General features: G+C 58.6%; 26 protein-coding genes. 22 read left to right on the forward strand and 4 right to left on the reverse strand.

Annotation, left to right across the window (positions count from 1 at the left end):
• Window positions 1-36: 36 nt before the first annotated feature.
• Window positions 37-480, reverse strand: a complete 444-nt coding sequence (locus tag F3J14_RS04360; protein ID WP_166721952.1) for a DotD/TraH family lipoprotein — start codon at window positions 478-480, stop codon at window positions 37-39.
• Window positions 481-863: 383 nt separating this feature from the next.
• On the opposite strand from F3J14_RS04360, the gene F3J14_RS04365 reads away from it, so the two are divergent.
• The 18 genes from F3J14_RS04365 (at window position 864) to F3J14_RS04450 (ending at window position 19,543) form a co-directional block, all read left to right on the forward strand.
• Window positions 864-1,877 carry a PRTRC system protein D gene (locus F3J14_RS04365; protein ID WP_166721953.1) on the forward strand — a complete coding sequence of 338 codons (1,014 nt, stop codon included), beginning with the start codon at window positions 864-866 and terminating at the stop codon, window positions 1,875-1,877.
• Entirely contained in the window at window positions 1,850-2,242 is a 393-nt protein-coding gene (locus F3J14_RS04370) for a hypothetical protein (protein ID WP_166721954.1), read from the forward strand. The genes F3J14_RS04365 and F3J14_RS04370 overlap by 28 nt, the downstream gene beginning before the upstream one ends.
• 624 nt (window positions 2,243-2,866) lie before the next feature.
• Entirely contained in the window at window positions 2,867-3,799 is a 933-nt protein-coding gene (locus F3J14_RS04375; protein WP_247682122.1) for a site-specific integrase, read from the forward strand.
• Window positions 3,800-3,876: 77 nt separating this feature from the next.
• Complete coding sequence (locus F3J14_RS04380) at window positions 3,877-5,451, forward strand: UvrD-helicase domain-containing protein (protein ID WP_166721955.1); 1,575 nt, start codon at window positions 3,877-3,879, stop codon at window positions 5,449-5,451.
• A gap of 249 nt (window positions 5,452-5,700) precedes the next feature.
• Window positions 5,701-6,051, forward strand: coding sequence for a helix-turn-helix transcriptional regulator (locus F3J14_RS04385; protein ID WP_166721956.1), 351 nt, complete (start codon window positions 5,701-5,703; stop codon window positions 6,049-6,051).
• The gene (locus F3J14_RS04390) at window positions 6,051-6,749 is read left to right on the forward strand and encodes a DotI/IcmL family type IV secretion protein (protein WP_166721957.1); all 699 of its coding nucleotides are present in this window, start codon (window positions 6,051-6,053) and stop codon (window positions 6,747-6,749) included. The genes F3J14_RS04385 and F3J14_RS04390 overlap by 1 nt, the downstream gene beginning before the upstream one ends.
• An 8-nt stretch (window positions 6,750-6,757) precedes the next feature.
• The gene (locus tag F3J14_RS04395) at window positions 6,758-7,018 is read left to right on the forward strand and encodes a hypothetical protein (RefSeq protein ID WP_166721958.1); all 261 of its coding nucleotides are present in this window, start codon (window positions 6,758-6,760) and stop codon (window positions 7,016-7,018) included.
• 10 nt (window positions 7,019-7,028) lie between these two features.
• Window positions 7,029-8,054 (forward strand): DotH/IcmK family type IV secretion protein, encoded by a 1,026-nt coding sequence (locus F3J14_RS04400; RefSeq protein ID WP_166721959.1) that lies wholly within the window; start codon window positions 7,029-7,031, stop codon window positions 8,052-8,054.
• A gap of 2 nt (window positions 8,055-8,056) precedes the next feature.
• Window positions 8,057-9,196 (forward strand): DotG/IcmE/VirB10 family protein, encoded by a 1,140-nt coding sequence (locus F3J14_RS04405; RefSeq protein ID WP_166721960.1) that lies wholly within the window; start codon window positions 8,057-8,059, stop codon window positions 9,194-9,196.
• Between the two features lie 67 nt (window positions 9,197-9,263).
• Entirely contained in the window at window positions 9,264-10,316 is a 1,053-nt protein-coding gene (locus F3J14_RS04410) for a hypothetical protein (RefSeq protein ID WP_166721961.1), read from the forward strand.
• A complete protein-coding gene (traQ, locus tag F3J14_RS04415) occupies window positions 10,316-10,840 on the forward strand; it encodes a conjugal transfer protein TraQ (RefSeq protein ID WP_166721962.1) in 525 nt (174 codons plus the stop codon). The genes F3J14_RS04410 and traQ overlap by 1 nt, the downstream gene beginning before the upstream one ends.
• A 19-nt stretch (window positions 10,841-10,859) precedes the next feature.
• Window positions 10,860-11,405 (forward strand): hypothetical protein, encoded by a 546-nt coding sequence (locus tag F3J14_RS04420; RefSeq protein ID WP_166721963.1) that lies wholly within the window; start codon window positions 10,860-10,862, stop codon window positions 11,403-11,405.
• A gap of 29 nt (window positions 11,406-11,434) precedes the next feature.
• Entirely contained in the window at window positions 11,435-12,220 is a 786-nt protein-coding gene (locus tag F3J14_RS04425) for a hypothetical protein (protein ID WP_166721964.1), read from the forward strand.
• The gene (locus F3J14_RS04430) at window positions 12,195-13,478 is read left to right on the forward strand and encodes a hypothetical protein (RefSeq protein ID WP_166721965.1); all 1,284 of its coding nucleotides are present in this window, start codon (window positions 12,195-12,197) and stop codon (window positions 13,476-13,478) included. The genes F3J14_RS04425 and F3J14_RS04430 overlap by 26 nt, the downstream gene beginning before the upstream one ends.
• Window positions 13,462-13,716: a hypothetical protein gene (locus tag F3J14_RS04435; RefSeq protein WP_166721966.1), complete on the forward strand. Its 255-nt coding sequence runs from the start codon at window positions 13,462-13,464 to the stop codon at window positions 13,714-13,716. The genes F3J14_RS04430 and F3J14_RS04435 overlap by 17 nt, the downstream gene beginning before the upstream one ends.
• A complete protein-coding gene (locus F3J14_RS04440) occupies window positions 13,713-16,766 on the forward strand; it encodes a hypothetical protein (RefSeq protein ID WP_166721967.1) in 3,054 nt (1,017 codons plus the stop codon). Before F3J14_RS04435 ends, F3J14_RS04440 begins: the two co-directional genes overlap by 4 nt.
• The gene (locus F3J14_RS04445) at window positions 16,763-17,281 is read left to right on the forward strand and encodes a hypothetical protein (protein ID WP_166721968.1); all 519 of its coding nucleotides are present in this window, start codon (window positions 16,763-16,765) and stop codon (window positions 17,279-17,281) included. The genes F3J14_RS04440 and F3J14_RS04445 overlap by 4 nt, the downstream gene beginning before the upstream one ends.
• Window positions 17,282-17,431: 150 nt before the next feature.
• Window positions 17,432-19,543, forward strand: coding sequence for a DotA/TraY family protein (locus F3J14_RS04450; RefSeq protein ID WP_247682123.1), 2,112 nt, complete (start codon window positions 17,432-17,434; stop codon window positions 19,541-19,543).
• A gap of 62 nt (window positions 19,544-19,605) precedes the next feature.
• On the opposite strand, the gene F3J14_RS04455 is transcribed toward F3J14_RS04450, so the two are convergent.
• From F3J14_RS04455 to F3J14_RS04465, 3 genes are all read right to left on the reverse strand, one after another.
• Entirely contained in the window at window positions 19,606-19,860 is a 255-nt protein-coding gene (locus tag F3J14_RS04455) for a hypothetical protein (RefSeq protein WP_166721970.1), read from the reverse strand.
• Window positions 19,861-21,017: 1,157 nt separating this feature from the next.
• A complete protein-coding gene (locus tag F3J14_RS04460) occupies window positions 21,018-21,935 on the reverse strand; it encodes a replication protein RepA (RefSeq protein ID WP_166721971.1) in 918 nt (305 codons plus the stop codon).
• 269 nt (window positions 21,936-22,204) lie between these two features.
• A complete protein-coding gene (locus tag F3J14_RS04465; RefSeq protein WP_166721972.1) occupies window positions 22,205-22,504 on the reverse strand; it encodes a hypothetical protein in 300 nt (99 codons plus the stop codon).
• Window positions 22,505-22,590: 86 nt separating this feature from the next.
• On the opposite strand from F3J14_RS04465, the gene F3J14_RS04470 reads away from it, so the two are divergent.
• From F3J14_RS04470 to F3J14_RS04485, 4 genes are read left to right on the forward strand one after another with little or no spacing between them, the layout of a single operon-like run.
• A complete protein-coding gene (locus F3J14_RS04470; protein WP_166721973.1) occupies window positions 22,591-23,007 on the forward strand; it encodes a hypothetical protein in 417 nt (138 codons plus the stop codon).
• 2 nt (window positions 23,008-23,009) lie between these two features.
• Complete coding sequence (locus F3J14_RS04475; RefSeq protein WP_211080324.1) at window positions 23,010-23,435, forward strand: lytic transglycosylase domain-containing protein; 426 nt, start codon at window positions 23,010-23,012, stop codon at window positions 23,433-23,435.
• Entirely contained in the window at window positions 23,420-24,535 is a 1,116-nt protein-coding gene (locus F3J14_RS04480) for a conjugal transfer protein TrbA (RefSeq protein WP_166721974.1), read from the forward strand. The genes F3J14_RS04475 and F3J14_RS04480 overlap by 16 nt, the downstream gene beginning before the upstream one ends.
• Complete coding sequence (locus F3J14_RS04485) at window positions 24,519-25,541, forward strand: thioredoxin fold domain-containing protein (RefSeq protein ID WP_166721975.1); 1,023 nt, start codon at window positions 24,519-24,521, stop codon at window positions 25,539-25,541. The genes F3J14_RS04480 and F3J14_RS04485 overlap by 17 nt, the downstream gene beginning before the upstream one ends.
• Window positions 25,542-25,568 lie beyond the last annotated feature (27 nt).

Below are 25,568 nucleotides of genomic sequence, written 5' to 3' on the forward strand. Positions count from 1 at the left end.
CATAGTGCTGCGCACGCGGATATGAGGACCGTCCGCTTAAATCGCACGGTAGTGGATCTCCAGAGCGTCGGTTTTCAGCACCACGTCGGCTCGGCCGCCCAGTTGCGTGCCGATGTTCTGCAGGACGTCGATGAAGCTTTCATTCGTGGTATCGATGGAGACCGGCACCGGCACCGCTCGACCGAGGGCCGAGAACTTAAGCCCCTTCGCTTCAGCAAGCTTGCGCAGCACTTCAGGCGCATCACCCTGCCAATCGACAGTCACGAGATCACCGTTCACGACCACGGTTCCGGTCTTGGGCGCAACAGACGACAAACCTCCCGCGCGCGAGATATCACCGAGGAGGTGATCAATCTTCTTAGCGGACTCATTCAATTGCGCGTCCAGCATTCGACCCGTTGGGTCAACCGCAACAGGCGGCTGCGCACAGCCCGCGACCCCGCTGACTGCGATGAATAGTGCTACGCGTGTCAGTTGCATAGATTTGCTCTTATCTGTAGCCGGCCGGCCGGCCGAAAAATTACGTATCAAGCGTAGCATACGTAAAAGTCACGATCAACGATTTGTTGCGTACCGGTTAAATCATACGCATTTTTCCAACGCGCCCTACTCGCCTCTCACCTCGACTCCCCGATAGGAATCGACGCAGAAACGACGCATGTATGCGTCGTTTCATTTCACGTGCCGCCGGCCACCCCAACGCACCACCCGATTCAACGACGTATACATGCGTCGTTTCTGCGTCTCGGGTAGGGCGCGCGCATGCAAACGACGCAAATTTTTATTGCGTATCATTGCAACGATACGTAATATGGCTAGCAATGACGCAGCGGTGCGTCGTTTCCTTTGAGAGGGCTATGACAATGAGTAAGGAATTGGCAGTTCGTGCAGTCGATGTCGGTTACGGCAACACGAAATTCACGGTTGGCTCGCTGGACCAAGGTCTCAACGAGATCTGCGATATGTTTCCGTCGTTGACGCCGACCGCGTTGCAGAACAACTTCTCGCACGCGATCGGCCAGGAACGGGACACCGTGAAGATTTCGCTCGACGGCGAGACCTACGAGGTGGGCAAGGAGGTGCGCTTGGCGCTCGGCGGCGGCAGCCATGACCGCGTGCTCGATGAGAACTTCTGCCTCTCGAACCGCTACCTGGCTTTGGTCCGCGCGTCGCTGGCCTACATGAAGGTGGCCGATATCGCGTGCCTCGTTCTCGGCCTGCCCCTGACCACCTACGAAGCAAAGCGCCGACAACTCGAAGAGTTCGTGTGCGGCGAGCACACGTTCGGAGACAAAACCGTAACGATTCAAAAGGTTACGGTGGTTCCCCAACCGATGGGCGGCTTCTACGATTATGTCGTCCAGAACGGCATGAGCCACGCTTTCGATGAACGAAACCTCATCATCGATCCCGGCTTCTACACGCTGGATTGGGTAACGTCGGAGGGTGATCGCCCGATCGATTCGCGTTCGGCGGCGGTCAACGACGCCGGCGCGTCCACGATCCTTGCCTCGGTGCGAGAAGCCATCGAGGCCGATCTCAAGTGCGATCCGGGCGACATCATGCGCATTGACGAATCGCTGCGCACGGGCCGCCCGCTGCGGGTCTACGGCAAACAGGTCGACCTCGAAAAGTACCGTCCTCTGATCCGTCAGCAGGCCGATGGCGCGGTCAACAAGCTCATCAGCGGCGCAAAGGGCGTGGTCGATATTGAGAACGTGATCCTCGTGGGCGGGGCGACGCATCTGTACCTTGACGCCGTGAAGGCCCGATTCGCGAATCTGGAGGTGCACGTGGGCACCGATCCCGTTTTCGCCAACGTCCGCGGCTTCCAAATGCTGGGTGAACAATGGCTGAAGTCGAACGCAAGCCGCTGAGGATCAACGGCACGGTGAACGACGCCACCGACAGAGCGCTGTACAACGCTCTGTCGGAAGTCAGCCTGTACAAGCGCATGGCCAGGCTGCGGCAGCTTGCAGCACTCGGGCTGATGTTGGAGCAGGGCGCGCTGCCTGTTACCACGCAGCGCCCGGTCGTCGCCGCCGAGCCTCCGCAAGCACCAGTTCCCGCGCCGAAAGATCCCCCTCCGGCCCCCGCAAAGGCCACGACCACCGACGAGATTTCACGCGTGGTAACAGCCGAAAAGCGCAACACGCCGGAACTTGTTCACGACACGAAGACGCCCGCACGCAAGGTGGATCTGTCCTTGATGGACAAAATGAATCTCAACATCATGAGGTAACCTGTCGGTTGTTACCACGCATCGCAGTATGCGTGGTAACAACCGACCCTCCTGTAGCGTCACCACTCACCGCCACCCGCGACCAATTCACCTCACTGTCCGCTCCCGGCACTCCCCACTCAGTCCGCTTCCAAACCCCGCCCGGTCACTCAGACCACCAGTCGCGCCCAATCCAACAAGGTCGCCGCTTCGCCAGGCACACACCGCACATTCGCCTTCGGCTGACCGCGCGAACTTCTTCGCACGTGTCCCAACAACACCCGGTCACTAATGCCGCCCGTTTTCGATCCGGTGCAGGTATCATGCGTGAAACAGAACCCTATGTGGCGGTTACACCGCAGCGAAGATGCGTGTGTAACGCGGCTATATGTAATATAGCCGCTACGTGATACCTCACCGTGTAACGAAAACTCACCACGATAGGACACGACATCGCCAGGACACCGCACGAGCAGAGACCGAACCGCCTGCACACGATCGACCGTCACCGGTCTGCAAGGCAGGACACCACCACAATCGGGAAGCGGACAGAGCAGCAGGCGGGCAGGGCGAAATCGAGCGGACGGGATACCATCGCAGCCGACAACCACAAGCGGGACCGCACCAAGAAGGAAGCGAACAAGAATGAATACCAACCGCGCCCGGTATCAAACCAGGACCGACGACACAGTGGCCCGCTACCTGAAGCGGGCGGACAGCCTGCTAAGCAGGATCGCGGACGAGATGCAGTTGCCCGAGGACGCGTATCCGGCCCCGAGCGATGTAGTCGCCTACATGAAGAGGCACGCGCAAGAGTGGAAGTGGTCCACCTTCAGGCAGTACCAAGCAAGCCTCGTATGCCGCTACCAGATCGAATTCGAACGCAGTGGCGACCAGATATTCGAGACCACCGCGAACGAGATCCGGGCCCTGCCTTATTCGGATTGCAAACCGGAACGCGAACCAGGCCAAACGTCATCGCGAAAAAGGAAGGGCATCCCGAAGCGCGACTACGATGTGCTCGTAGCCAACCTGGCGAATCCGAAACAGGGAGGGGACTACGCGAAACGGACCGCCCTCTGGCTGATGGCCGCGCTCGCCACGGGCCTGCGTCCGTGCGAATGGCAGAATGCACAACTGTCTGAGGACGAGTCAGCGCTCGTCGTCCAGAACGCCAAGGCCACCAACGGGCGTGCGACAGGCGTAAGCCGTACCGTTCCCGTGCGCGCGGATGACCTGCCGGTCATTCGCGCGCACCTCGATGCATTGCGCGAGCTACGCGGCAAGGGCATGACGTTCAATCAGATACACAACCGCTGCGGTGAGGCATTGAATCGCGCGTGCAAGTCCATCTGGGGCAGGGACTCGTCAAAGCGGTATGCGCTGTACTCGGCACGGCACCAGTTCGCCGCCAACACCAAAGCGGTCGCGTCGCCGGAGGAGGTCGCCGCACTTCTCGGCCACCGCTCAACAAGAACCGCACGCCGTCACTATGCGCCGCGCCGGTCCGCCTGGCTCCAATTCAAGCAGAGTGCGAAGCCGGTGGTCTCCAACGATCCAACGCCGAAGCCCAACTGACCGAACACGTTCCCATCCGGATTGCCCGCGCCCGACTTCGCACGTATCATTGATACGATACGTAACAGGAGGCATCCATGAGCGTTGAAACCAAGCCGGCGTCACCGCCGACTCCCGAGCAGGCGAAGGTGATTGGTACGACGGCCCGGCGCGTCGGCGTAAATGCTTATGCAGGCACAGGGAAGACGACAACCGCAGTGAAGTTCGCGGAAGCTCGCCCGCAGGAGAAGTTCCTGTACATGGCATACAACACGAGCATCGCGAAGGAAGCGAAGACGAAGTTCCCTGCATGGGTCGAGTGCCGCACCATGCATTCGCTGGCTTACGCTGCAATCGTGCCGCGGCTCTTCGCTGATCTCGGGAATGCAGGGTGGGGGGCCAAGCTCGGCGACATGCGGCCGATGGCGATCGCGAAGGCAATGCAGGTGAATCCGCGCATGGCGCGACTGGTCAAGTCCACTCTCGAGTCATGGTTCTGCTCGGCCGACAAAACCGTCACCGACCAGAGCATCCCCAAGGATCTGAAGGTGCCGGCGGGCCAGCGTGCAATCGTCGTCCAGAGCGCAAAGGATCTGTTCGCGAAGATGTGCGACCCGAAGTGTGCGGATATCACTCTTCCGCACGATGGCTACCTCAAGCTCTGGCAGCTCACCAATCCGGATCTGTCGCGCAAGTACACCTCGATCATCTGCGACGAAGCGCAGGATCTGAATCCGACCGTGCTGGATATCCTCAAGAACCAGAAAACAGGTCTGCTCGTCATCGGCGATGAAAACCAGGCCATCTATCAGTTTCGCGGTGCCACGAACGCGATGCGGCAGATCCCGGTTGACGAGAGACATTTCCTTACGACGAGCTTCCGATTTGGGTCCGGCGTCGCGGCTGTCGCCACTGCACTTCTCGGCACCTTCCGCAAGATCCCTCGTCCGATCACCGGCCTGGGCAAGCATCGAACGACGCAGTTCGAGATCGACCGCGCGCAAACCTATTGCACGATCGCGCGCACGAACGCCGCCCTGTTCGACGCGGCCGTTTCCAGCTTGGAGTCGGGCAAGCCGTACCACTTCATTGGCGGCACCGAAAAGTACCGGTTCGACATGATGATGGACGCGTACTACCTGACGACGGGTGAACACCATCTCATCAAGGATGCAGCGATCAAGCAGTTCACCACGCTGGCACACCTGAAGTTGGCCGCGGAGGACACCGACGATCGCGAACTGAAATTCCTCGCCAAGATCGCGGAAACCTACGGCGAACGCATCCCGGAACTGATCGAGGAACTCAAGAGCCGCCACGTCCCCACTGCGAGCCCGAAGACGCTTATGGGCGGCATCGTATTCACGACAGCACACAGTTCGAAAGGTTTGGAATTTGACCAGGTTGTGCTGACCGAGGACTATTTCGAGTTAACTGACGATAAAGAAATCCTGCTGCCTGCCGATAAAGTACCTGAAGAGGAACTGAATCTGCTGTACGTTGCTGCCACCCGCGCCGAGCGCGCGATTCAACTCAACGAAAGCATCCGCGGTTTGCTTCGTGCGGTGCAGCGCATGTCCGACGCCAACAAGAACGCAGCGTCCGCTACTTCTGATGATGAGCAGAACGAGGCCGGCTCGGGAAAGCTGGCCTCGTTCGCCGCACGCCACTGACGCAAAGATGCGTCGATTTCGACGCATCTGATCGGCGGCAAATCTCCTGCGTCGATCTCAGCGCCGCAAGACGCCACAACGCTCCACCCTCGCCACGCGCTACGCATAAATGAATGCGTGGCGCGCTTGGCGTTATACGTAACAAAGTGCAACCTCGCTTGACGTTACCTAAAATTGCTTGACAAGCAAAAACGCGGCGAGAATAATTTGCGTACCGTTATAACGATATAGAATACACACACTTTCAACATGGCCACCGACTCGAAGCCTCTTACGCTTTTGAAGGCGTATCGGATCGTCAACAACCTCGACACGAACAAGATCTGCACGAAGGCAGATATTTCGCGTCCGTATCTGACCCGGCTGGAGCAAGGCGCGATTCCGAGCCCGGACATTGCCGAACGTCTCGTGAAGGTGTTGAAGGATCAAGACTGCGCACGCGCCACTCTGCCGTCTGCGCAGTCGGCCAAAATCGAGATGCTCGAATGTGCTCGCCGGCTCATCACGACCGTTGTGGCTCGGCACCCCGAATTTGAGCGCGAGGGCATCCGGGAAATACATTTGCTGTACCCGGCTCGCTTCCAGGCAGGAGGGCTCTAATGGCCACGCCGAATCAGAAGGCACGCGCGCCTGCACCAGGCTGGATGGGAGTACATCCGGCCGTGCGACTGCTCGCAGAGACCTTTCTCTATAAGTTCAGTTGGCCGAAACTGCTCGGCAGCAACATGATCCTCGCGATCGCGCTGCTCGTTTCGATCATCCTGAATGCGGTGCTCATCAATCGTGATGTGCCGCCCGTTTATTTTGCTGTTACGCCGGATGGCCGCCTTATCCGACTGGTCCCGCTGAATGAGCCGCTCGTTTCGCAGGAAAAGGTAGTGCAGTTCGCGCAAGACTGCATCTCGCGATCGTTCACGCTGACGTTCGTGGACAAGGATCTCAGAGAGCATCTGAATTCGCTCCGTGGCACCAAAGGGTGCTACACCGATCAGGGGTACCAGGCGCTAATGGCAGATCAGGGGTACTCCGATCTCATCGCGAAGATCCGCGACCGCCATCAAATCTCCTCTGTCGTTGCAACCGGTGCTGGCGTCGTGACAGCCACGTCAAAACGCGGTGACCCAATTTTCAAATGGACCGTGCAGCAACCCATTTCGATCACGCTGGTCAGCCAGACGGAGAAGCGATCGTACTCGTTCATTATCGAGACCAATATTGAAAGAGTCCCGACTGTCGACAGCCCGGATGGCATCTCAACGAGTGCAACCCGATTCCTCGGCAACGGCGTAAACAACTAGGTGACGGCATGACTGACGGCTTCAAACCCCTTCCCACGGCAATCGACATTGCTCAGGATTCGCAGGAAAAGGAGGGCACTCACCCGCTGGCAAGCGTTGAGGGCACCGACTGGCATCAAGTGTTCGAACTGGTCGACCCGTTCATTGCCACCCGCGATGAACTGGAGGAACTGTGGCGCACGGCACCAAACCGCCGTGCGCAGGACTGGCTCACCGGCATCATGGACACGCGCAAGATGTACGCGGTGGTGACCGGCAATCCGTTCTGAGGCGAAATCGATGACGAGCGCATTCACGAAGTCGATGTGCTTGCTCGCGCTTGTCGGCGCAGCGCAAGTTGCAAGCGCGCAAATGACGCAGACGAATGGGGCAGGCGCAGCAGGGCAGACACCCTACAATTCCGGCGCAGCAGGGCAGCCCCCCGCCGGTCAGACATCCTATGCGGCAGGCGCAGCAGGTTCGATGCCGAACACGGCTGGCAACGTATATTCGGCCCCCAACGCTCCGAAACCGCTCCCCCCGTTGGTGGACCAGGCGACTGTCAACTACGACGCGGCCGTCAGCACGATGTCGCCGCTGACCGGCGACCAGATCAAAGCCCTGCGAAAGCGTATCGATCAAGCAAAACGCGCGGCATCCACGAGCGCGAGAACGCCTTCGAAGCCTGTCTCGTCATCGATTACCGTGGATCTCTCGCCGGGCGCACCACCGCCGATCGTGCGCGTGAGCCACCTTGGGGCAACGGTCAACTTCATCGACAGCACTGGCGCACCGTGGGACATCATCGAAGTGAACAACATGGCGAAGGGCCGGTTCGATGTGCTGAAACCTGTTCCGTCGATTCCATCGATCACGATCACTGCGGACGGCGACTATGTTGAAGGCGATGTTGCGGTTTTCCTGAAAGAGCTTCCTTTTCCGATAGTCGTCAAGATGATCGCAGGCCAAAAGGAAACGGATTACCGCCTCGACGTGCGCATCCCGCGCCGCGGCCCAAACGCGATCGCACCCGTTCGCGGAACGACTGCGATCGACCTCCCCAAGGACTATATGCAGTCCCTGCTGGACGGAGTGGACACGCCGGGCGCGAAGCCCATTCGTATCGAAAACGCCTCTTCGGACATGAAGGCTTGGGCAATCGGAGATCGCATTGTTCTGCGCACCAGCCTTTCGCTGCACAACCCCGCCTACTACGGAATTCTGACGGCGGCTGACGGCACCCACGTCTACGAGATCCCGCAGACGCCTGTCGTCACAGTCAGCGCCAACGGCGCAACCCGCAACATCATTCTTGATCTGGAGTAACGATGGCCGGCAATGGTTCTCGAAAGCTGCACCCCGGCTTTATGCGCAATGCAAAGGTCATTGGTGGAGTCGTCGTCCTGGCAGTCGTCTGCGCAGGCGTGGCAATTGCCGCCATGAAACACCGCAAGGATCAGGCGGCGCAATTCGACATTCCTACCGTTGATTCGCAGGGCGGCACCCCCTCGCAGGAATCGCCGCACTATACGCAGGCGCTCAATCGCCAGAATCAGGAGGAGTTGGCGACGGCTCAAAAGACAGGCAGCACCTTCGTACCCGCGCTTTCCGACAATAGCCAACTGGAGAAACAGCTTCAGCAGCGAGACAACAACGCAACTCCTGAGCGGATCGACTATCAGCATCCGGGCGGGTCGCCGCAGTCGCAGCAAGCGCAAACGCAGCAGCTACCCCCGTTGCCCGCGCCGTCTCCGGGTGTGGGTCAGCAAATCCAGAGTCTCGCGACCCAATGGGACAACCCCCCGCAGTCACAAGAAGTGCTCGGCTTGCAGCGGCAGGGCGAGCAGGCTGCGGCAGCGGCAGTGGCACAACGCGACGTGACTGGCGCGCCCACGGCAGCGGCACAAGCGCGACCGGCAATCATCAAAGACAGCGCGAAGTATTACGCGCACCTCGAAAACGGTATTGACACGAGCGTGCCTTCAGACGTTCTCGCAGTGCTCGACCAAGGCCCTTGCAAGGGTTCTGAACTACGCGGCACTGGCAAGCTCACAAACCAGAGCGTCAGTGCATCGTTCACAACGATGACGTGCCAAGGCAGGACCGTAGCGATTAATGCAGTCGCTTTGAATGACCAAACGCTCAGCAATGCGCTTCCCGCGGACATTGACCATCACATACCGGAGCGCGTGCTAATTCCGGGCATTCTTGGCGCACTCGGCGCAGCCGGGAGCGTGTACAGCAACGCCGGATCAACCGTGACTCAAAACGCGATCGGCGGTGTCACCCAAGTCAACAACCCCAACCCGAGCGGCAAGCAACTGATCGGCGCGGGTGTTTCGGGCGGCATTCAAGGGATGCAAGGCGTCATTCAACAAGAGGTTTCCGCCATCCCGGCGATCACCGGCCGCGTGGAAATGAACACGCCGGTCCTGATCCTATTTAAGCAGGACGTAATCATCCAATAGTCGTCATTTCCATGCCTGATAATTTACGTATAATTACCTCGATACGTATTTCACAACGAGCGACCATATGAGCCAACACGATCACTTCACGGCGAACCTGGATGCGCATTTGGTCGATGAGCATCCGAATGCCACGGGCCACCCTGCTGACGACGCTGCCGACATCGCGACCTTTGACACCGAGCCGAAGAAAAAGCGCTCGATCCCGACGCCCGTCTTGCTGGCAGGCGGCACAGTGCTCGTGATAGCGGCCATGTTCGGCTACAAGCAGTTCAAGTCGAAACCGAACGCACAGTTCACGAATGCGCCGGTCAGTGCACTGCCGTCCGACACCGGCGGGATGATTCCCAATACGGCAACACCCTCGCCCTTGCCGCCGCAAGCCGGCGCGACGGATGCGACGCAAGGGGGCGTAACCACGCTGCCGGCACAAGCAAATCCGGGCATGCCCACCGGCCCCGTTCCGACCGTCGCGTCCAGTTCCATGGCAACCGACGCGGCAGGCCCCAAGGTCAACGGCTTGCCGCTCGATTTGGGCGCGTCTTCGCCGGCGGCAGGCGCGAATGCTACGGCCACGGCAGCGGCCGCATCGACGGTGCCGGCCGCGGCGACTCCCGCGTCTGGCACATTGACCGGAGCCGCTGGCGGCATTCTCACCGGTGCAAGTTCCGCTACGACCACGGCACCGGCTGTCGCCGCAGCACCCGATGCACAAGCAACGGATGCGAAGGATGCCGAGATCCGCAAGCTCAAACGAGAACTGAAGACCGCACGTAGCGCATTGGCACATCGCGGCTCGCACGGCACCAAAGGCACGGCCGCCGCGACCGTCGCGCAATCCGACTCGAGCGCAACTGACGATGCCGACTCGGCCACCGAAACCCCGGCGAAGAAGGCAACGGCGCATGCACGTCATACGAGCAAGCACAAGCGCCGCGGCGTCGAAGTCCAGCTTGGCTATCACATCAAACAGGTGATCCCCGGCCAAGGCTGGATTGTTGACGAGGATAGCGGCAAACAGATCGTCGTAGCGGTCGGCGACAAGATCGGAACATCGGAAGTCACCCGAATCGATGCGGACAACTACAAGATCTATACGACCGCGGGAGTAATTCAGTAATGGACCTGACAACGATCGTCGTCAACATTGCTCAGGACATCATTGCGTTCCAGGCTCTTGCGCAGACGGTCGCTGTCGGCATCGGCATCTTCTATTGCAGCAAGGCTATCTCGGACGCGATGCGCAAGTCGGCATCGCCCGGTGCCGACATATCGGGCCAAAGCATTTTCGCTGCGTTCTTTATCGGTGCGCTGATCGTCCATTTTTCGGGCGCCGTAAATAGCACGCTTGCATCGATGGGCGAGAGTGAAGCGACCTATGGTCTCGTCGCCTACTCGGGCGCTTCCGCGGCCGGAGCATTCGCGCCAGCCATCAACGCCGTGCTGACAATTATCTCTACCTTTGGTTGGTGGTATGGACTGAAGGGATGGACGATGTTGCGAAAGGCATCCAACGGCGGTGGAGGAGGAGGGTACGAAGACTACGCATGGAAGGGTTTCATTCACATCCTAGGTGGTGCGGCTCTCGTGAACATCACCGCCACACTGGATGCTTTTAAAGCAACGATCGGCTTAACCTCTTAACCGCTATGGAGCAACACCAATGAAACACCACATCGCCCGGCTTCACCTGTATGCACTGACGCATCGAAACGTCGTTCTCTCGGCAGTCTTCGCAATCGCCTTCTTCGGCCGACTCGCCTTCACGAATCCCGCGCTCGGTATTTCGATCATCGTTCTGGCTATCGCGGCTACCTGGCACGCTTTCCTTCCGGCGAACCTTCGGCTCTCGAATTTCCGGCTTGCCGTAACGGTCTTCGGATCGTTGATCGGTACGAGTCTGCTGTTCGCGGCTCCTGCCGAAGCAATCAGCCTCGGCGGCATCGCGAAGTCGCTGAAGAACGATATGGGTTCGGCCTTCGACGCGCTCATCTATGCATGCTACGGCTGCGGCATTACCGCGACCGGCGTCGGGATCAACAACGGCATCAAAAAGAGCAAGGGCGATCAGCAGGTCACTACTGGTTCCATCTTCGGTTACGGTCTCGGTGGCCCTGCGCTCGGCATGGTTGGCTACATCATGGATTCGGCAGGCGAATCCATGGGCGGTGGCGCAAGCAGCATGAACAAGCTGCCGGGCGGCCTGTAATAGCGCAATTCGAGCACGAGACCCACGCCATGAACACACCGATCGACTCGCGCAAGTACGTCACGCTTGACGAGGATGCGGTGCGCAATGCCGGGGTCTCGTGGGAGGAAGCCACGCAGGGCATGGCCGCTCCCGATCCGAATCTCGGGGCAAACTTCGTCGCCCGTCGCTACAGGGACATCGTATTTTCCGTCAAGCGGAAGATCTGGCGACAGGACGACGAAGGCATGGAGTCGGCAAATGCCGAGTACAAGAAAAAGCGCCCCACCGTTCTGGTGAAAGGCGGCAACAAATGCGTCTTCTGTGGCTTTCGCTCGAAACACACCGAAGTCCACCACTGCAACGACAACCACGCAGACAACCGCGACGAGAACCTCGCGATCGCCGATCCGCTTTGCCACGGCACACAGCACATCGGCCAAGTGGGAAGCCAGCGACAGGGGGTCTTCATCAACCTTGAAGGCATGCCTCAATCTGAGGTCAACCACCTCCAGCGCACGATCGCCGTCGTGCTGGAGATGGGAAGCGAGCAAGAGAAGTCCGACGCTCGCGCGCTGTTGCAACACCTGGCCAGCCGCGCCGAACTGATCGCCTCGGAGTGGGGAAGCGCGAATCCTTCAGACTTCGCGAACGCGCTGCTGCGTCTCCACGACGAGGATTTCGACAAGCGTGTGAGCGCCTTCAGTGGAATGGCATTGCTGTATCGCCCTGTCCGTTTTATGGAGTACATCGGTCAGTGGATCGAAGAGAGCTACAAGTCGCTTCCTCTAAAGATGTGGGGTCAAATTTATGAGCGCGCACGAGCAACAAGGTAGTGCTCTCGCGACTTCGGACCCAAAAGACAATGCTGTCGCCTGCCCTGAAATCGGCATCATGCTGTACGACAACCCGAAGGAATGCACCTCGGGGCATGCATCAGTCAATGGTTCGACGCCCACGCACGTGCGGCAACCGTCCGACCTTGCGAACAACGTCATCTGGATTACGAACGCCGACTACGGGCAATTCATAACGCTCGGGCATCGGAACGTCCACAATCTGCGCGGAAACACCTTTCTTCGCACGCAGGTCCATCAGATTGCGGCCGACCTTGGGTACGAACTGATAGGAGCGCACGCCGTCGATGCGGCTCCCGTTCTGTCTGAGGTCGCCTCACGCGTGTTCAAACTCACGGCAGCATGCTACGAATGGAAGGCCGGCGAGATTGCGAACGCTGATTCTCTGCATGAGAACATCAAGTCGCGTTTTCCGCGCGACGTGTATCCGTCGAACAATCCTGCGCTCGAACGCGCGCTGCGCGCGGCGTATCAAACCGACTCGGCAATCACACGTGCAGACTTCGTACCCAATTCGGTCTTCCTGACGCTGCGAATGAACCGGTTGGCTCACGCCAAAAAGGTGCTTTCCTGTCCGATACCGGACGATGCGTGGGAACACATACCGGAGGTGAAGCTGCCGGTCAGTCAGCGTGAACGCCTAGCCTTCTGCCTGAAGCATGACACGCCTATTCTTGCCGAAGTCGTGATGGACATGACACGCGCGGATTCCGAATACGCGGCATTGGCTGCATTCGGGCAGAAGGTCGCGTCTCGGATGGTTCTTCGCGAATGGGTGTCGCATCCCGAACTTATCTGGCTGTCTCGCTTCGCGCCGATCGAGATCAAGTCTGTATTCCGCTCTGCTGAGTACAAGGCACTCCACGAGCGGATGCAGCTTCCGAAGACGTTGGTGGAAGACCCGCTGATGGAATTGTCTTACTCGGCTGGTCTGCTCGCGGAAAACCATTGGGTCTCCCTGGCGACCGATCAATACAACAACCTCACGAAGAAGAAGTCGCTGACTCCGCGGGCCGTGTGGCTTCGAGCGGCTGATCGCGCGTTGTGCTTTTCGCTCGCGAGGAAGGCCCTCGATCAGGGCTTTACCGTCACTGGTTACTCTGCCGGCGCAGTGCGGGTTCGTTTGCTTCGCTCGGAGCTTTTGCACGCGCTTGAGTTCGCAGTCGAAAACCAATTGGTCTGTCCGAACTTCAACCGCATCATCCAGGAGGACGACGTCCATGCAGCCACCGGATAACGAACCTCTCGACTTCGCCATGCTGGCCGAGGTGATGTGCGCCGCGGCGATTCGCTCGGGAGATTTGCTCAGGTTGGACAAGATCGCAGAATTGCCTATGTCCGACCGAGCGATGCACGCGACGATGGTGATCAGCAAGTCAGCAACCGCCGATCCCGATATAGCAAGAGTCCTAACAGAAACGAAAGCAGTTCAAACCATGCGTCACGAAATCATGCGTCGGAGATCGAATACATGACCATCGTATCAACCATTCTGGACAACGTTGAGTCGCTTATTGCGTGGGTATCGAGCCACGCCCTCGGTGCAGATCTTCCGTCGTACTGCCAGCTTGAGACGGCCATTGGCCTTGATCCCGACGATCCGCGTGCGAAGCAGATGGCAGCGATGGACCCGAAAGGAGCGCGACCGTACATCCTCATCACACGGCAATGCGCGATGCTGACGGTCTTCGAACTGACGGGTTCGATGGACGTAGTAGGTGACGCCGAGTTCGAGCAGATCACTGACGATCTGCGTCGTGCAATGACCTCATACTTCCAGAAAGCCGGCCATTCGGTGGAGATCTCGTTTGAGCGCGATCCGGACATGATCCGGTCGAAGGTCAAGAATCTGATGCAGCCGGCCTACGACACGTGCGATCGCATCGGACTCGACCTGAAGGACATGCTCGATGATCGGTGCGATCGCGTGGCCGATCTGTGCTCGCATGAATCGTGCTATGTGATGCTTTACACACACTTGTCTTCGATGGCTCCCGATGAGCTTAACCGGGAGATGGAGACACACAAGCTGCGCATCAAGGAAAACAAGGTGCAGCCGATGCTTGAGGCACAGTCCGTTACCGCTATTTTGAAGGGGCTGTTGCATCGGCACGAGACGTTTCTCGACGCGATGGAACGTGACTTCTTGCACGCGAAGCTTCACGTGGAAAGACTCTCAACGCATCAAGCGGCGAGAGCGATCCGTCAGTCATTCGATCGCCGCCGCACGGATCACAAGTGGAAGCCTGTACTGCCTGGCGACAAGTTCACTCCTCGCGATATCCGCAACGGTTCCCCAAGTAGCTACTACCTGCCGAAGCTTCAGGAACAGATGTGCTCCGGGAAGATTCACACCGATGGCGACTTCGTATACGTCAACGGCGAGTATCACGGCTCGGCATACATGGAGGTCGGTCCGCAGGAGATCCACGATTTCATGATGCTGTTCAACCGCGTTGGGAAAGACATTCCCTGGCGGATCAAATTCTCGATCGAGCCGGGCGGGCTCGAAGCGAACAAATTCAAGAACGTGATGGTCAGCGTTATCGGGTTCTTGGGCAGCACGAACAAGGCCATCAAGCGCTCATTCGACGCGATCGAGCAGGCTCGACAAAACAATGAATGCATCGTCACGGTTCGAATCACTGCTTCGACCTGGGGACCGGACAAGAAGACGTGCGAGGACCGGCTATCGGCACTGGTGAGCGCCATGCAGGGTTGGGGTGTCGCACAGATCAGCACCGACACTGGCGATCCTATCGAAGGTCTTGCATCGACCATTCCGGGGTTTTCCGACAGGTCAATCGCGCCTAAGCTGATTCCCCCTTTGTCGGATATCGTTCGCCTGTTGCCAATTCAACGCGCGGCGTCACCGTGGTATGCCGGTGGCTCGATTCTGCTTCGGACCCTGGACGGAAAGGTGTATCCCTTCCAGCCGAACTCTTCGTTGCAGACCGCCTGGATTGACCTGATTTGGGCAATCATGGGGTCGGGCAAGTCAGTGTGGCTCAACACGCTCAATCTGGGCGCGATCCTTTCTCCCGGCCTTCGCCGCCTGCCGCTGATCACCATCATCGACGTGGGTGTGAGTTCGAGTGGTCTCATCGAGCTTCTGCAAAATGCGTTGCCGGACGACCGGAAGCATGAAGCCATCTACATTCGACTCAAGAACAATGCTGAATTCGCGATCAATCCGTTTGATACGTTGCCTGGTTGCCGGCATCCGACCGAAATGGATCGCGAGTATCTGGTGTCGTTGTTGACCGCGCTCGCGACTCCGGTCGGTAAGAAGGAACCCTACGCAAATGCACCGGAACTGTCCGGCATGCTCGTGGACGAGGTGTATCAGAAGTATGCCTCGCCCGGCTCGGAGAAGCGTTACGAGCCGACGATCGATGCAGAGGTCGATGTTGCGCTGGACGCGATCGGCTTCCACCACGACGAATACACCTCCTGGTGGAACGTGACCGACGCACTGACCGTCGCAGGCAAAACGCGTGAGGCGCGACTGGCCCAACGGTTCGCCGTCCCGGTCCTCTCGGACGTTATCGAAGCGCTCGGCGCGGAGAGCGTTCGCTCGATCTTTTCGCCGAAGGAAGACTCGAAGGCAAAGGTTGAGAACGGGATGGATCTGCTGGACGCCATGGGCATGGTCATTACGTCTGCGCTCCGCGACTTCCCGATCATCGCCTCGCACACGCGTTTCGAATTGAGCGATCAGTCGCGTGTGGTGGCGCTCGACCTGGAAGAGGTCACACGGGGTTCCGGCGAGACGGGCGAGCGGCGGGCAGAGATCATGTTCGTCTTCGCGCGTCAGATCGCGGCACGGCAATACTACCTGCCGGAAGACATTTCCGAGCTTGCCCCCTCGATCTACCACGAGACGCACAAGCAAAAGTACGAGGACATCAAGGACGAGATGAAAGCGATGTGCATGGACGAACTTCACCGGACAGCGGGGAAGAAATCCATTCGGCGTCTGCTCTCGCTCGATCGCCGCGAAGGCCGCAAGCACGGCATCCGAGTGTCGCTCGCGTCTCAGTTCATGACCGACTTCGAGACGGACGGTGAATCGATTACCGAATCGGCTTTCTCGGTCTACATCATGAACGCCGGCAGCCAGAAATCGCGCAAAGAGGCGAAGGAGATGTTTGGTCTATCGGATTCGGCGATCGCAGCTTTGCAGCGTGATGTCCGCGGCGCTGGCAAGTTCCTCGTGTGGCATCAAACGAAGACCGGAGTGGTTACGCAGGTGCTTCACAATGCACCAGGTGCAATCGAGTTGTGGGCCTTCTCGACCACTGCGAAGGACGTTGGCCTGCGGCGACGGCTCTATAAGCGCATGCCGCCCGCGCTAGCACGAAAGATCCTCGCCAAGGAATTTCCGAGTGGAAGCGCAGCGGGGTACATGGAAGCGCGCCAGGCTGAACAGGGCGCGAAGGATGATGACAACATCATTGATACGGTTGCCAACGAACTCATCGTGAAGTACCACCTCGACACGCAAACGGAGCGCGCGGCATGAGCGATCGAAAGCAACGTAGCCGGGCAGGAAAGGTAGTCCGTTTCGGACTGCTTTCGCTTGTCCCTGGTTACCCAATCTACAAGGCAGCAGCATCGCTGAAGCAGACCATCCAGTTGGGGGCCAAGACCCTTGCGGACCGGAACCGGCAACTAGCGGAGCAGCGCAAAGACCCGCACGTCGTCACGTACAGGGAGGCCCTTGCGAAACGGACGCCCGAGTCCCTGCCGCTCGAGGCGATCGAACTGTCCTGCGTGAGACACAAACGCTTCTTCCTTGCTATCGCCACCGTTTCGGCGGCATTCCTGTTCGGCAGCACGTTGGGGGGGAACTACTTCGGCACATTCCTCGGCGGGCTGTTCGTACTGTTTTGCCTGATGCTCGCCGTCAAGTACGAGCACCGTCTGTGGCAGTTGGAAACCGGAAAGGCGGCACCCGACGAACCGCTTGGCGGTTTCCGCAAGTTCTTCGCCACGCGCGGCGTGCTGAAGCAGATTCTGAATCCCCGCCTTTTCTAGGCGATCTCATGCCCTGATATATTCGTATCGTTATATCGATACACAAGAGGAAGACCAATGAAGCCATTACGAAGAAGGTGGGGAGCAAGAGCGACAGCGTTCAGCTTGTTCGCGGTCTCCATGGCCGCGTCTGCTCAATCGTCCGTTTCCATGGGCGACATTCAGAACGCGGCGAACCGTGGCGGCGACAAGTCCATGTCGCTGCTGGAACTGGTCTACGGGTCGGTGGTACACAACCCGCTTGCGGCCGGCGGTGGATCGGGCGGCATGATTGCTCAACTGTTCCTCGTGCTGAACGCATGCATGCTCGCGGTCGGCGCGGTTTGGGCCATGTATCACTTCGGCTCCGCAATGATCGCGACCGGACAGGATGGCGAGTTCATGGGGCAGAAGAAATCGTCCCCTTGGTTCATCATCCGCATGGGCGTCGGGTTCACGGGCCTGGTGCCGATCTTCGGTGGTTATTGCGGCGCGCAGATGGTGATGTTGTGGGGGACCATGATTGGCGTTGGGATCGCGAATCTGTCGCTCGACGCCGCGGTCTCCGTGCTCAACAGTGGCGGATCGATGATCGCAGCGCCAGCTTCGCCGCAGGCGACCACACTCGCGAAGGCTCTCTTTGAAGCGAACCTTTGCGCGCAAGCTGCGAACACGGCAATCGCCAACATGCCGAACGACAGCGGTGTGTCTGTCGATGCGGCTGAAAATTTCAACGCGATCACGACGAGCAACAAGGTCGTGCTCATGAACCAGCGAGGACTCTCGTGCGGCGGTGCTGAGATCAGAATTGCGAAGCCGTCCACGCTACCGTCGTCAGATGGTATGGCCGTCTATTCGCTCGACCCCGGCTCGATCAACTCGCAGATGCTGAGCGCTCATCAGAGCGCGCTGACCACGCTCCAGTCCACGTTATCATCCGCGGCGCAAGCTTACGTGTCGGCCGTGAATGGGCAAAGCCAGCCGGCCGATCCTCAGAACACGATCAACCAAGCCGCGCTCCAGTACGAGAAGACGATTTCGGATGCGATATCGAATTCCTCGAATGCGATCAGCGGATTGTCGAGCGTAATCCAGTCGAACCTGAAACGCGACGGCTGGATCATGATGGGCGCTTGGTATCAAACTTTCGCCCAGGCGAACTCGCAAGTAACTGCACTTGCAAACGCGACGGCCGCAGCCGTACCCGGCACTGATCCCCACAACATGCCGTACCCGCAGCTATACCGCAAGGTAAGCGCAGCATACGAGCAGCAAAACCAACAGGGCGCATCGACATCGACCACGCAAAGCATGGTCAGTGACCTGACCACAGGTACAACGGACCCGAAGAATTTGATCACGAAAATCTTTCCAGGCCAGCAGCTTGTAAAGATGGCTATCAATCTGAACACGGGCCAAGGGCCGGGGGGGGCGACCAATCCGCTCATAGGCATGAAGAATCTCGGCGACTACATTCTTGATGCTGGCTGGTTCGCGCTTGGTGCGTATGCCGTAGTGAAGGGATTGGAGGGTGCTTCGGAGTCCAATGTAGGCACTGTTCTTGGCGTTGTCGGTGACGTGGCGACTGGTGGCATGCTCGGGGCAGCCAAGGGCGCGGCAAAAGGAGTCCTTAATGCATTGGCACCGTTTATCGTGATCATGTGCATCACGCTGTTCTTCTTTGGCGCGATGCTGTCGATCTACATTCCGATGCTTCCGTTCATCATCTGGTTCAGCGGCGTCTTGTCGTGGTACGCCGTCGTTGGCGAGTCGATGGTTGCGTCGCCCCTATGGGCGATGACGCACCTCGACGGCGAAGGGGAGGGTATGGGCCAGCGGCCGACACATGGCTACGTCTTTTTGCTCAACGTCATGTTCCGGCCGGTATTCATGGAGATCGGCTTCGTCCTCGCGGGAGCCGGCATCGTGGTACTTGGAACACTGCTGAACACGATGTTCGGCGTCGCCATGCAAAATGCGCAGTACGATTCCGTCACGGGCCTCGTGAGCATCATCGGCTACATCGTGCTCTATGTCGGTATGTGCCAGACGCTGTGCAACAGCACGTTCAGCCTGATCCACATTGTTCCTGACCAGGTGTTCTCCTGGGTGGGCGGTCAGATGGCATCGAGGATGCCGGAACTGGAAGATCGAGTGAACCGTCTCTTCGGCACCGGCGTGAATCACGGTGGCAGCAATGCCCGCGGCCTGGGAACGAGCCTCGGGACACCGAACGGTCCCACGCCTCGCGCACCGAGTGCGCTCGGCCAAGACCAAGCCTAAATTCGTCCGTCCAAAAAACAAAAGCCCGGCTCGCCGGGCTTTTTCATTTCGTGCCGAATTGCTTAGGCAGCGCGCCGGCCGCTCGCGGCCGAGTTGAACGCTGTGCTGAAGATCCGCTGGCGGTTTTGCTGCACGAGCAGGTAGTTTCGCGAGTCAACGCGCGCCAGTTCCTTGATTGCCGCGTCCTTGACGGCTTCCATGCCCGCCTTGTTAGCCAAGGCGTTCTGAAGCTGCCGCTCGAGATCCTCGGCGTATGCCTTCCATTGCTGCGCTGTCTGTGCTGCCGCTTGCGCCCGACCGAAGATCACTGCGTCCATTTTTCGCTCCTGCGATGTGCCGAACGATCGGCTTTGTTTGAACTATAGCGCAAGGTTTTCGGACCTCGCAACATCCAATTTAGCAAATCACAGCAATTCGCGTAGTTCTGTATCGTCCATACGCTGCGTAGAACGTTCTAGGCGGGCTTCGGAGCGCTTCATCCATCCCTTCCCCTTCAGACACCGCTAGGATCGGCCTGCCGGCCATTTTGGAGGCTCTCTCAAGTCGCGCCCTCGTGTCACTTTGCGATCGGGGTCAAGGTTTTCTATCTCATTCGTGGTCGAAGCCTGTGGATCTGTGCGACAGCCGCCGACCTGTTGGCAAGGGATGGGCAACCCGGAGGGTTGTCCAGCCTTGTCAACAGGGAACCGCGAAGCGGTTAGGCGGGAACCCTGCGAAGCAGGGCTGTCCACATATCCATAGGCCAGCAGACCACCGACTTATGCACTGAAAACTTGGCCTTACTAGTTGCATAGAGATAAATACTTGTAAACCAATAGGGTAAACCTATAGGCGTAAACTACTTGAGGCCGCTGCAAACCCAATACTGGCAAGGGTTTGCGGGTGATCGGCGCGACCAATTCACCTCAAGAGCGCGACCAATTCACCCCATGCCCGCGACCAATTCACCTCAAGAGTGCGACCAATTCACCTCGGATAACTCGTAACGGCGCGACCAATTAACCCTGAATAAATCGGCCTGTCCACAGGGTTTATCCACAGAGGGAGGCGCGACCAGATAACCTCAACCAGCCTCAGGCAAGGGCGCGACCAGATAACCCCGGCGCGACCAAGTAACCTCAAGTCCCCGTTGCGCGACCAAATAACCTCAAGCAGGGCGCGACCAAATAACCCCAAGGGGCCAAGCGCGACCAAATAACCTCGCCTTTCGTGGAAAGGCGCGACCAAATAACCTCAAATTGTCGGCACGGACCGTAAGCTTGGGTGCGTCGAAAGTGCGTCGATTCTGCGTCACCCGTCTTCGGAAGGGTAGGCGCGACCAAATAACCTCACCGAAACTGCGTGAGTGCTTGCTTTCGACTGGAAGGACGGAGGGTGAGCGCCCACTCTCGCGCAGGGACGCTGCGGAGCGGGCGCACAATAGGGAACGAGTCGCGCGGGGGGCGCGACTAAATAACCTCAGGAACTCAGTGAGTCAGCGGTTGACGACTTCGAGGCGGGGGGCGACCGGGGTGGGAGAGGGCAGGAGAACGAGGCCACTGTCGCTGTAGTCCACGTTGAGCCGTGGGTAGACAGCCTTGACCGAGTTCAGGGCCTTGAGGAAGTCAGCGCGGAAGTCGCGCAGACGCCCGTAGCTCGAGCCGAACTGGTTATAAAGCTGCTGCCATGTCGGGCGCGAGGAGGTTTTCAGCGAGAACATCCGGTAGGCGAGCCACTGGTAGATGTCCAGTTCAAGCGGCGATTGCTGTAGTGCGAGGACTGCCCGGAGGTCCAGCGGTATGCAATGCGCGGTGATCTCGTTGAAAAACTTCTCAGTCAGGGTGATCTCGCTTTGGAACAGCGAATCCTGACGCTCGTTTTCGTTTTGATCAAAAAACAGCGTGAAATCTTCGGCGAATTGCAAGAGGTCTGTCCTCTTCATCTTCGCCGTGTCCAGGTCGCCGGTGATGAAGGCTGCCCGCGCGTTGAGAAGACGATCTGCCTGATCGATGAGGCGGCGGCCGGCGCCGTTCTTTCCCCTACTGCGGTCGATATTCAGTTTGCGGCAGAACTCGGCGAAGTTGCCACCGGTGCTGATACGCCGGCTGCCCGTTCGAACGGCTTCCGACGTCAGCCAGATAACGAACAGGCGTGGGTATGTGCCGAAGGGAATGCCCTTGAGCGGATCGCCCTGAATCCACAGGGTGTAGTCGCCGTTCTTCCGAACCCAGGCACCATTTGTGAGCTGCTCGGGCTTGGGATTGCGGTACGGGAGCGAAGCCGAGACCAGGCACTTTGCGCCGAAAGCCTTTTCGTCGTCCCGCGGTTCTGCGGAGAGGATCTCCGTGGACGTGTCGATGATCTTGGCGCTGCGATGGACGCTTTTACGTGCTAGTGAAGTGGTTTCGGACATGAGCAATGCTCCCGAGGCGGCTCAAAAGATTCTGTATAGATACAACGATACGTAATCTACAAAATCCGATTCATTATGTCAAGGTAGATCATACGTCAAACGATTGTGAATCGCCAAGTGGCGAAGGGGCGAGTCGCGGGCCCGAGTCTAGGAGGCCGCGCTAGACGACGGCGCGAATGCCCGCGGTGATGGGGCCGCGCCATGGAGCGCAGCCATTTTATTGCGTGTTGTTTTTCCGGGAACGAGGGAGCGAGGCAGAGTTTCGCGACTTATCGGGGGATGAAGCGCTTGCGGGGGTCGATCTGGTCTCGCGGGTCGATCGCTTTGGCGGTGTTGTCAGACACGACGGTTTGGGACGAGCCGGCGATGTGCTCGCCGACGTGGGCAATCTCGGCGAGGAGTCCGAGACCGCCAAGCGTGGCCAGGTGATTCAGTCCTTCGGTCTCGCCGCGTTCCAGTTCAGAAACGGCCACGCGGGCAATCGCGGACGGCTTGATGATCGGCGTCGATTGGGTATTGGCGGGCCGCTCGGGACGAGGCTTCAGCTTGGGTTTGATCGGGGCATTCACTGGCACCTCCTTGACTGGTAGGCAAAAAATTGACTGAATTGCGTATCATCGATACCATACGCAATCCGTAAACCGATCCTAGCACAATGGTCCGTGGCCTTGGAAACCCGCGCAGCGACCTGATCGATCTGATCACTTCCGAAGTCGGTCGAATGGTTGCGCGCCGAATTGATGATGCACATGGATACGACACGGCAAAGCCGAGCAAGGCTGTACGGTCGGCGGCCGTTCGTATGGTCGAGATCGTCAGGGCGATGGATCGCGACCAGATGGAGGCGTGTCACGCAGAACTGAACGCGTTTTTCCGGCTGGTCCCGTTCAGCGAAGCGATTCCGGTAGCAATAGAGATCGAACTGAAGTGGCCGCATCACATCGAGACGTTGCCGGAAGCAAATCAACGGCTCGATCTGATTCGCAAGGGCGGGGAGTACGCCATGATTTTCAGTCCTGAGAAGATCGAAAACGTGCTCGCTTGCATCGCCGAAATCGAAGCGAGGCAATAGCGATGCCATATATGCCGTTCCCTGTTCAGGAGCAGTCATTTCAGGCGTGCGTAGTACAGGCCGAACAGAAATACTCGGTTCCGTCCTGCATCCTGCGTGCGGTCCACGAAGTCGAGTCGTCGGGAAATCTGAACCCCGGCCTCGTGCGCGCCAACCGTAACGGCACGAAAGACTATGGCGTCACGCAGATCAACACGGTGTGGATCAACTATTTCCAGCGGAACTTCGGCATTTCTGCGACGCAGTTTTCCAACAACGCATGTTTAGCGGTGAATGGTGCGGCCTACATCATCCGATACGAGATCAACGCGTCCGGTGACTTCTGGACTGGCGTTGGGCGTTACCACAGCCGGACCCCCGGAGAACATGACAGGTACGTCAGAAAGGTTGCCACTGAAGCAGAGAGGTTCGGATGCCAGATCAGGTAAGCAATCGTAGCTCGGCTCCGCTCATCATCCTGTCGTTCATCATTATCGGTGTCGCGATGGTGCTGATGTGGCACCTCAAGCACGAGGTGATCACTCAAAAGCTGCTGATCTGGAAGGCTTATGAAGTCTTGCCGATTTCGTACCTTTCGGACACGGCCGACGAGCTAAAGGGGCGGCTGGTTCTCTATTTTCGCTACGCGCGAGTGATGACATTCAAGGAAGTATTCATTCTTGGATGGCAAATCGGCGCGTTCTATGTCGTGATCCCCATTGGATTGAGCGTTTGGATCGCGTGGAAAGCTTCGAGGCATCCGATCGTTCTCGCAACGCGCGTCCATACCGTGCAATCGCTGCTTGAGGTACAGAGCAAGTCCTTCTCTGCGGTCGCGCCCATCCTTAAGCGCGACCTTATTGACGATCCTTCGCCTGAATGGGCCTCATCCATGCATCCCGAAGAGTGGGTTGCCGAGAATGGGTTGATCGTTAATGAGCGGCTGGAGGTCGAGCGGACGAGAGATCTGCTGGTGGGGCAGTTAGGCAAGCCAGTTAAGTCGCTATCGAAACTGAAAGCACACGAGAAAGCTCTGTTCGCGATTTTCGGACTGCGCGTGTTCTTCAAGGACACGAAGGCTTCGCAGGCGTTGATTGACGCACTTAACTACAGCGCGATCAACGTCAGATCGAGGCCAGATTTTTCGTTGGCGCGCGAAGCGTTCGAGCGGTGCGCGAGCGCGAAGCCGGCGAAGAAGTGGCTGATGAAGCATCCGTATCCGAGGACGCTTCTGATGGCGCTGCTTATAGAGTCCAGGCAGATGGGGGTGCTGCCGTCGTCAAACTTCATTTGGCTCAAGCCACTGGATCGCGCTCTTTGGTATCCGCTGAATACCGCAGGTCGGAAGGTGCCGTTCATGGAGTCGGCCGGCGTCTTCAACCAAATGCAAGCGGAGGAAGTAGCGTGGGACAACAACTGCGTGCTTACTGATCCACACGTTGACGATGCGGTCAGGGGTATCCAGCAATACCTTGAAGAGACCGGCATCCTTGATGCACCGACGAAAAACGAATTTACGCTAAGGAATCCAAATGAGACTCAGCCTTGAAAGAAACGCCCCGATGCCGAAAGATTGTGTGCTGATAGAACCGGACGGAACGGTGTTTATGTCGTTCATGCAGACCGGCTTCATCAAGGCAATTTCACGCACCAAGTACGCGAGTGGCGACGCGGCGGCTACGGGAGCGTTCGTGGTGTCGTCGGCGCAACAGAAGGAAGGGGACGAGGGCGATGCGATGCATGCGCTGACGTTCGTCAGCGAGGTTGCCGGTGACGAGAAGATCGTGATTCTGGAGCGCTTTCATACGAAGGACGAAGCCGACGCGGCATGGTCGATGGTACATCGATCGCTTCGTCGGTACGTGGTCAATGAGCGGCGCAAGCGTGCCTGGCGAACCTTCCTGCGATATGTCGGTGTGCCGTTTATCGTGCTGGCCGTGGGGATGGCGATGGTGCGCTATCTCGACTCTCATAACGGATCTCTCGAAGCACTGAATGCAATCATGCGCGCAGCGGGGACGATGGGCGGCCCGCAGGCCGGACAGAACACTTCGCAACAGCAAGGGGCGCAGCCGGCCGCGAGCGCTACCGCGCCCATTTCTGATGCGGCGAATGCTGCCGTAGTGTCAACCGCCTCGCAGATGGCGTCGATTCACTTCGGGCTGGACAACCAGCCGCCCGAGAAGACCCTTTATGTGTACTCGGACCCGAACTGTCCGGCCTGCAAGCAGTTCGAAGCACACATCAACGATCTGGCAAAGGACTTTTCCGTATACGTGTTGCCGGTTGCCTATCAGGGGGACGACCACGGCAAGGCCGCGGCCAATGCACTCTGTGCCAAGGATCAACAGGAAGCGTGGGGCGGCGCAGTCGGTGGGGTGATGTTCCCGGCGGGCAGCGATTGTCTTGCTGGCTACACGGGCGTGAAGGCGAATATGCAGCAGTTCGAGCGTCTCGGCTTCAATTCGACGCCGCGCGTCGTTAGCGGGACGGGATTCATCTTCCCGGAAGGGGCCCCGGCCAAGATGATTCGGCTGCAAGCTGCCGAGAAGTAAAACCCGCGCGAGCAACCGACACGAATC

The organism is Burkholderia sp. Tr-862, from assembly GCF_011753085.1.
Lineage (GTDB): Bacteria > Pseudomonadota > Gammaproteobacteria > Burkholderiales > Burkholderiaceae > Burkholderia > Burkholderia ambifaria.

Bases quoted from the DNA above. Each gene is read 5' to 3' on its own strand.
- F3J14_RS04475 (WP_211080324.1), top strand. From the start codon at position 23,010: ATGCCATATATGCCGTTCCCTGTTCAGGAGCAGTCATTTCAGGCGTGC.
- F3J14_RS04385 (WP_166721956.1), top strand. From the start codon at position 5,701: ATGGCCACCGACTCGAAGCCTCTTACGCTTTTGAAGGCGTATCGGATC.
- F3J14_RS04360 (WP_166721952.1), bottom strand. From the start codon at position 480: ATGCAACTGACACGCGTAGCACTATTCATCGCAGTCAGCGGGGTCGCG.
- F3J14_RS04380 (WP_166721955.1), top strand. From the start codon at position 3,877: ATGAGCGTTGAAACCAAGCCGGCGTCACCGCCGACTCCCGAGCAGGCG.
- F3J14_RS04480 (WP_166721974.1), top strand. From the start codon at position 23,420: ATGCCAGATCAGGTAAGCAATCGTAGCTCGGCTCCGCTCATCATCCTG.
- traQ (WP_166721962.1), top strand. From the start codon at position 10,316: ATGGACCTGACAACGATCGTCGTCAACATTGCTCAGGACATCATTGCG.
- F3J14_RS04410 (WP_166721961.1), top strand. From the start codon at position 9,264: ATGAGCCAACACGATCACTTCACGGCGAACCTGGATGCGCATTTGGTC.
- F3J14_RS04365 (WP_166721953.1), top strand. From the start codon at position 864: ATGAGTAAGGAATTGGCAGTTCGTGCAGTCGATGTCGGTTACGGCAAC.
- F3J14_RS04390 (WP_166721957.1), top strand. From the start codon at position 6,051: ATGGCCACGCCGAATCAGAAGGCACGCGCGCCTGCACCAGGCTGGATG.
- F3J14_RS04450 (WP_247682123.1), top strand. From the start codon at position 17,432: ATGGGCGACATTCAGAACGCGGCGAACCGTGGCGGCGACAAGTCCATG.
- F3J14_RS04395 (WP_166721958.1), top strand. From the start codon at position 6,758: ATGACTGACGGCTTCAAACCCCTTCCCACGGCAATCGACATTGCTCAG.
- F3J14_RS04370 (WP_166721954.1), top strand. From the start codon at position 1,850: ATGGCTGAAGTCGAACGCAAGCCGCTGAGGATCAACGGCACGGTGAAC.
- F3J14_RS04435 (WP_166721966.1), top strand. From the start codon at position 13,462: ATGCAGCCACCGGATAACGAACCTCTCGACTTCGCCATGCTGGCCGAG.
- F3J14_RS04400 (WP_166721959.1), top strand. From the start codon at position 7,029: ATGACGAGCGCATTCACGAAGTCGATGTGCTTGCTCGCGCTTGTCGGC.
- F3J14_RS04460 (WP_166721971.1), bottom strand. From the start codon at position 21,935: ATGTCCGAAACCACTTCACTAGCACGTAAAAGCGTCCATCGCAGCGCC.
- F3J14_RS04445 (WP_166721968.1), top strand. From the start codon at position 16,763: ATGAGCGATCGAAAGCAACGTAGCCGGGCAGGAAAGGTAGTCCGTTTC.
- F3J14_RS04425 (WP_166721964.1), top strand. From the start codon at position 11,435: ATGAACACACCGATCGACTCGCGCAAGTACGTCACGCTTGACGAGGAT.
- F3J14_RS04440 (WP_166721967.1), top strand. From the start codon at position 13,713: ATGACCATCGTATCAACCATTCTGGACAACGTTGAGTCGCTTATTGCG.
- F3J14_RS04420 (WP_166721963.1), top strand. From the start codon at position 10,860: ATGAAACACCACATCGCCCGGCTTCACCTGTATGCACTGACGCATCGA.
- F3J14_RS04485 (WP_166721975.1), top strand. From the start codon at position 24,519: ATGAGACTCAGCCTTGAAAGAAACGCCCCGATGCCGAAAGATTGTGTG.
- F3J14_RS04470 (WP_166721973.1), top strand. From the start codon at position 22,591: ATGGTCCGTGGCCTTGGAAACCCGCGCAGCGACCTGATCGATCTGATC.
- F3J14_RS04405 (WP_166721960.1), top strand. From the start codon at position 8,057: ATGGCCGGCAATGGTTCTCGAAAGCTGCACCCCGGCTTTATGCGCAAT.
- F3J14_RS04375 (WP_247682122.1), top strand. From the start codon at position 2,867: ATGAATACCAACCGCGCCCGGTATCAAACCAGGACCGACGACACAGTG.
- F3J14_RS04430 (WP_166721965.1), top strand. From the start codon at position 12,195: ATGAGCGCGCACGAGCAACAAGGTAGTGCTCTCGCGACTTCGGACCCA.
- F3J14_RS04455 (WP_166721970.1), bottom strand. From the start codon at position 19,860: ATGGACGCAGTGATCTTCGGTCGGGCGCAAGCGGCAGCACAGACAGCG.